Genomic DNA, 801 nt, shown 5'->3' with positions numbered 1-801 from the left:
AAATCTCAATATGATGCGCGGCAGTTGACAACATTTCGGCGCGAGCAGGTTGGGTTTGTCTCCCAATTCTACAACCTGGTACCGAACATAACCGCACTGGAAAATGTAGAACTAGCCAGCGAAATTGCGCCGGACGCATTAGATCCGCAAAAGACATTGGTGGACGTCGGGTTGGGCAAAAGAATGAATAACTGCCCAGCTCAGCTTTCTGGTGTGGAACAACAGCGGGTGGCGATTGCCCGCGCGCTGGCGATGCACCCTGATGTGATGCTTTTTGACGAACCAACGAGTGCATTGGATCCGGAAATGGTTGGTGAAGTTTTGAAGGTCATGCAGGATCTTGCCAAAACCGGAATGATGATGGTCGTGGTGACGCACGAAATGGGATTTGCCCGCCATGTTGGCAATCGGATTGTCTTTATGGACGATGGCAAGATTCTAGTCGATTCAACCGATGTCAACCAGTTCTTCGACGATCCGCAAGAACCTCGCGCCAAAGAGTTTATCAGTAAGATTATCAATCATTAGTGTGACAAGAACAGTTGAGGATTGATTCCAGTTATGAGGCGTTTGCTGGCGGGACATTTCCGCCGGGAGGACTCGCGCTACGATAACGCGTTGGCTCCCGACCAGAAACCTGTGTGTAAGAACCTTGGTCGCAATGACCACACAATCCGGCTTCTACCCACGCTGGCTGGCGCTCACGAGGAGGGACATTAAAATGGCAAAAATGTGGAAACGCATGCTCCTGCCACTGGTGTTGTTACTATTGATGATACCGTTAAGCAGCTGTGGCAAAAG

The 801-nt window shown here is 50.3% G+C and carries 1 protein-coding gene and 1 pseudogene; both read left to right on the top strand.

All coding sequences use genetic code 11. From position 1 onward, the window contains the following. Nucleotides 1–528 (top strand): amino acid ABC transporter ATP-binding protein (locus tag ACWPVL_RS11775; protein WP_454389196.1); only part of this gene is annotated, 528 nt, incomplete at its 5' end. A gap of 133 nt (nucleotides 529–661) precedes the next feature. Beyond that, nucleotides 662–801 (top strand): annotated as a pseudogene (locus tag ACWPVL_RS11770) (glutamine ABC transporter substrate-binding protein); the annotation flags it as partial.

It is taken from the genome of Streptococcus sp. Marseille-Q8145 (genome assembly GCF_965112035.1).
This window is presented reverse-complemented; position numbering and strand designations above follow the sequence as displayed.